The 4,834-nt window shown below is 70.0% G+C and carries 7 protein-coding genes and 1 tRNA gene; 3 read left to right on the top strand and 5 right to left on the bottom strand.

Annotation, left to right across the window (positions count from 1 at the left end; genetic code table 11):
- Window positions 1-80 precede the first annotated feature (80 nt).
- Window positions 81-156: transfer RNA gene (locus ACJA3G_RS30230), tRNA-Arg, on the top strand.
- A gap of 286 nt (window positions 157-442) precedes the next feature.
- Window positions 443-718 carry a helix-turn-helix domain-containing protein gene (locus tag ACJA3G_RS30225; RefSeq protein ID WP_406556225.1) on the top strand — a complete coding sequence of 92 codons (276 nt, stop codon included), beginning with the start codon at window positions 443-445 and terminating at the stop codon, window positions 716-718.
- Window positions 719-768: 50 nt separating this feature from the next.
- Here the strand turns inward: ACJA3G_RS30225 and ACJA3G_RS30220 are convergent, their stop codons facing one another.
- The 5 genes from ACJA3G_RS30220 to ACJA3G_RS30200 form a co-directional block, all read right to left on the bottom strand.
- Window positions 769-1,113, bottom strand: coding sequence for a hypothetical protein (locus ACJA3G_RS30220; protein WP_406556224.1), 345 nt, complete (start codon window positions 1,111-1,113; stop codon window positions 769-771).
- A 26-nt stretch (window positions 1,114-1,139) separates the two neighbouring features.
- Entirely contained in the window at window positions 1,140-1,379 is a 240-nt protein-coding gene (locus ACJA3G_RS30215; RefSeq protein ID WP_406556223.1) for a hypothetical protein, read from the bottom strand.
- 78 nt (window positions 1,380-1,457) lie between these two features.
- A complete protein-coding gene (locus ACJA3G_RS30210) occupies window positions 1,458-2,315 on the bottom strand; it encodes a DUF6415 family natural product biosynthesis protein (RefSeq protein ID WP_406556222.1) in 858 nt (285 codons plus the stop codon).
- The gene (locus ACJA3G_RS30205) at window positions 2,312-2,680 is read right to left on the bottom strand and encodes a hypothetical protein (RefSeq protein WP_406556221.1); all 369 of its coding nucleotides are present in this window, start codon (window positions 2,678-2,680) and stop codon (window positions 2,312-2,314) included. Before ACJA3G_RS30205 ends, ACJA3G_RS30210 begins: the two co-directional genes overlap by 4 nt.
- A 91-nt stretch (window positions 2,681-2,771) precedes the next feature.
- On the bottom strand, window positions 2,772-4,022 hold the full coding sequence (locus ACJA3G_RS30200) for a helix-turn-helix domain-containing protein (RefSeq protein WP_406556220.1): 1,251 nt from the start codon (window positions 4,020-4,022) through the stop codon (window positions 2,772-2,774).
- 396 nt (window positions 4,023-4,418) lie between these two features.
- Here ACJA3G_RS30200 and ACJA3G_RS30195 point away from each other — a divergent pair, with 396 nt between their 5' ends.
- Window positions 4,419-4,754 carry a deoxyxylulose-5-phosphate synthase gene (locus ACJA3G_RS30195; RefSeq protein ID WP_406556219.1) on the top strand — a complete coding sequence of 112 codons (336 nt, stop codon included), beginning with the start codon at window positions 4,419-4,421 and terminating at the stop codon, window positions 4,752-4,754.
- Window positions 4,755-4,834 lie beyond the last annotated feature (80 nt).

Raw genomic sequence — 4,834 nt, 5'->3', positions numbered from 1 at the left:
ATCCCCTGAGCTACGGAGGCGTACCCGGGGCACCATCCGCTACCCTGTCCTGGGCTGCCTACGACGGGCGACCCGGGTACGCCTCCGTAGCTCAGGGGATAGAGCACCGCTCTCCTAAAGCGGGTGTCGCAGGTTCGAATCCTGCCGGGGGCACCAGCACTACCAGCCACTTCGCGGCAAAGGGCCAGGTCGGGACACGTTTCCCGCCCTGGCCCTTTGCTGTGGTTCCCGGGCTGCGCACGGTCTGACACGTCCTCGAATCGGTCTCCCCCGCGTGGCGATCTCCTAAATATCACCTAAACGATCACGCGAACTTCCCTGGTGGGAGTGGGCTGCACGCGGAACAGCCCCCGCTCACGAGGGGCGGGGGGCCGACCGGTGCCGGGCTCGAAGGTGCCTACGGACACCCGGCACATTTTGGGGGCCAGGCTACCCGCCAGTTATGGGAACACAGATTCGATTTAGGGCACAAGTACGTCTGGACCACAGCTCGATGCAGGGCTTGCCCTGCATACAATTGATCACGCGCCCGCGAGCGTGGGCAGGTGCCGCGCGGCTCCACCGAGAGCTGACGCAGGAGCAGGTGGCCATACGGACCGGCATCGACCGGGCGACGTACAACCGCATCGAGCAGGGCCACGCCTCGCCCCTTCTCGACTCCCTGATCCTCATCGCCGACGCCATCGGCGTACCGCTCACCGGGCTCGTCGCGCTGTAGCCCTGCCCCGGCCGCCGTCGACGACTGGCAGCGACCGAGACAACATCACATCAGGCGACGGCGCCGCAGCTGGGATTGCTGCACACGAACTGCGTCTCGTTCGTCGGCTGGCCGTTCTCATCGACCTCGACCGTGCGGTACATCGTGCCGCCGCACTTCCCGCACCCACGCGTCTGGATCGTCTGGCCCATCGTGGTCTCCATCTCATCGAGGATCCGCCGGTCGCTCGTACGACACGGCGCCGCCTCGTCCAGCACCGCATCGAGCAGTGCGATGGCGGCGAGGCGGTCGTGCTCGTGCTGTTCGATCTCCCTCGGCCCATCTCCCGGCCCGGCGTACCGCGGACAGCGAGGACAAAACCAGCGCTCCCCCAGCCGATCCCGCGAATGGGTCATCAGCACACGGCACGCTGGGCAGTCCACTACGAGTCCTCCACATGCCCGCACGCCGCGCAGACCCAGTAGTCGCGCTGCGCCCACATGGTGCGCCGGCACCGGCCGCACCCTCGGGTCTGGATCCCGTGCGGGCCGAGCGGCGGGGGGTCCGGTGTGGTCGTCGCGTACTCGACGATCTGGTCTCGGACTCGGTCGTCGGTGGTGGCGGCCATCCGGAGCAGGCGGGCGGTGCGGCTGCGTGCCTCGTCGGCGAAGTCGGTCGTCATCTCGGGAGCAGGTTACGGGCGGCCAGCCAGAGGGCGGGCCCCGTACGCGATGTTCACCTGATGGTGTCGCAGGCGTACTCACTGCCCGGTCGCCTGACCGCTGCACTCGCGCAGCCAGTCGACCAAGTTCAGAGCGCAGGCGGCTTGTCGGCGTGCGTGCTCATACATCCGCGGCACGACGCAGGCGTCCGGCGCCTCTTCGAGGAGCAGGCGCGCCTCGGTGGTCCGGTACCGGCCGCGCGTGGTGAGCACCTCGGTGGGCGGTCGCCGCTCGGCGTGCTCCTCGACGGCGGCCACGAGCTGGAGCAGGTAGCCGCGCATGCGGAGGATCAGGGCGTTGGCGTCGTCGTAGCTCGGGTCAGCCACCGCGTCGGGGGCGGGGTCGATGAGCGCCCGGCACTCGTGCACGATCCGGTCCATGCCCGGCACCTCCGGCGGGGGCGCGGCCAGGGCGCGGCGGCCGGCGCGGATGAGCTGGTCGACGTAGCCGGGGATGCACAGGTCGTCGCGCTGGCGGGGCGGGAGGATCCAGAAGCTGCCGGGGCGGGCCGTGCGTGTCGGCTCCGGGACGCCGACCCACGTACCTGGCGCCAGGAGGCGGGCGTCGTCGGCAAGGTGGTGGGCGCAGGATCCGAGCGGTACGAGGAAGTAGTAGACGCTGGCGCCGGTGGCGGAGTAAGCGTCGTGGATGACCGGTCCGTCGAGGAGGGCGCCGAGGAACGCGGCCACGCTGGCCTCGTCCTGGGCGCCTGCTGCGGCGTGCACAACTTTGGCGGCAACGCGGACCGTGTCGAAGACCTGGCCGGTGGGGAGCAGAGCGATATGCCCCTTGCGTGGGTCGCCCCATTCCGCCCTCGCCTGCCCCGGGTTGGGGTGTGCGGCGCCGAGCCAGTCGGAGACGGCTGCGGCTCTGTTGCGGGCGACGTGGTCGATCACTGCGGGACCACCTCGCTGGGGGCCTGAGCCGCCGCCTCGGCGTAGGCGATGAACGCGGCAGCGGCGCGGCTGCGGAGCGGGAGCGCGGCGGCTAGATGGGCCGCCGAGGGCGTGACGACCCCGCCGACGCGGCCGTCTTCCATCAGCCTCAGTGTGCGGGCGAGGCCGGGCCGCTGGTCGGTCGCTCGGTCCAGGGGCCCGATGTCGTACAGGGCGGCCGTTACCCTCCACTGCTGTGCCATGGCGTACCTGCGCAGCGCGGCGAGCACGGCGTCGGGGTCGCGGCCGTCTGAGATGCAGGCGTACAGGGCGACGCTGCTGACGCTCACGTCGGCGCGGCCTGTTCCGATCGGGATGGCGAACACGGGAAAGCCCCTCGTCGGTGGGATGTGACCTCCATCACCGACCGTAGGGGCGTCCCTCGGAAGCAGAGGACACGGATTGTGTCCCCCTTATTCACGCAGCGAGTAGACCGATTTTCGTGGCCAGCTCAGCCGCTCGGCGCCGCCGATCGGCGACCTTCGATTCCACCTCTTCAAGGATGATCGACTTCGCGTAGCCGTTGTACCGGATCGTCTCCGGCGCCGCTTCGTACGCCTTGTCGAGAGTCGCGATCGCCACGTCCGGCTGCCCGTCGAGCCGGAAGCCGCGGGCCTCCTCGATTCGGTGGCGGGCCCTGCGCGGTCTAGACGGAATCGTCGTGCTGTCCGCGCGCCCGGCCTGCCTCACCGACTCCGGGCCGGCGTGAAGTTCGACTGCCACGGTCACCGCGTGCGCCCCCATGATGGCGCGGGAGAACGACGTCACTGGATGGAAGTACCCGACTGGTAGCCGTCCGGCCATCTCACGTGCCCTGTCCCAGTGCCCCCACGCCACGCCCTTGTCGCCGCGGCGAGCCGCCGTATACCCAGCCTCGAACGTGAGCGCCCCAGCGATCGCCAACACGGGGTCGGAGGCGTCCGGCAGGAGAGGGGACAGGTATCGCAGTGCCTCGACGGTGACCGCATCGGCAGCCTCGTAGTGGCCCGGCCCGGAGTCACGGTGAGCCTGCGCCATCAGCCACGCGGCGACGCCCACCGCGTGGGGATCGTCGCTCTGCTGGGCTGCGACCATGCCGCGCTCCGCGACCCGCCACAGCAGGCTGTTGTCGGGCTGGTAGGCGACGAAGAACTGCGACAGTGAGTACACCTCGGCGAGCACGGCCTGCGCGGCGCGCCACTCGGCGGGCTGCTGCGCCTGGCGCACAGCCAGCTGCGCATCTTCGATCAGTCCTGGCAGCAGCTCACCGATGACCTCACGATGATTGGGCGCGTCGTGTCGCCTTGCCCACGCGTGTTCGAGTCGGGCGCGTAGGTGCGCTGCGGATGGCGCCTCTCGACTCGTGGCCAGCGGGTAGGAGTCGACAGCCGCTCGGACAGCGGCGAGCCTCGGATGGCCGGGGCCAATGAACAGCTCGACGGACATGTCCGGTCGGCCGGTGAGGTCGGCGAGGTCCCGGACGCGCAGGGCTTCCGCGATCAACATCACCGTGTCGATGCCGGGCGCCTGGAGTTGCCCGTTCTCGACCCGCTTCACCCATGACGGCGACTTACCGACAAGGCCGGCCAGAACGACCCGGCTCATGCCGCGATGTTCGCGCAGGATCTGCATCCTCTGACCGAACCTAATCGGGTCGACGTACGGGTCCGGGGTGGCATCAGGTGACACGGCCTTGTCCCATCTCTGTGCAACTCGTCACTTCACAGGTTATGGGGCAACGCCCCCTCGGGTGGGTCGCTCGCCAACGGCAACAGTGTCCAGCTGCTGACAGCGCTACGTACAGCGGCGAACCAACGCGGACGGATCGAACGCCCAAAGGGGGTGGCCGTTTCGAATCCTGCCGGGCACTAGGAAACACCTGGCCGGAGGCCCTTTCGTCCGCATGGGCGGCAGGGCCTCCGGTATCGCAGCACGCATCCGGCACAGAGGATCCACGCCGACAGCGGGAAGCTGTCACATGCTGCCCTGGTGCCCTCGAACGGCCAGCCGGCCCGGCACCGGCACCGGCACCGGCACCGGGATAATCCGTCGAGCCCCACCCCGCGCCGGCCCTACCCTTCCCGCATGGCCCATGGAAAGACCTCGTACGTTTGCCTGCCCTGCCGGGCCTCGTACAAGCAGCCCCACCCCGTCTCCCAGGGTCACGACCGCGTCTGTCCACGCTGTGCCGGGCCACTGATCCACGTCGGCTCCGCCTTCGCGGCGCCCAAGAGGCGGGACACCGCCGCCTGGCGCACCCTCGCCCTGCTGCTGCACGCCGGTGTGCGCTTCCACAAGAGCTGCTGCGGCGGCCCCGGTTACCGCCCCCGCACCCTCAGCGAGGTGCGTGAGCGGATGGCCTACGCCCGGGCCACCGGCGAACCCTTCGCCCAGGCGCTCGTCCGTCGCGACCTGCCCTGACAGCCGAAAAACGGGGATGGGCCCGCCGCTCCGCGCGGTGATCCCTTCACGACGTCGGCAGCGCCGCGGGACCCCCCGAC

Source organism: Streptomyces sp. YS-3 (assembly GCF_045257485.1).
Taxonomy (GTDB): domain Bacteria; phylum Actinomycetota; class Actinomycetes; order Streptomycetales; family Streptomycetaceae; genus Streptomyces.
The sequence above is the reverse complement of the archived record's forward strand: the minus strand, read 5'-3'. Positions and strand labels throughout refer to the sequence as shown.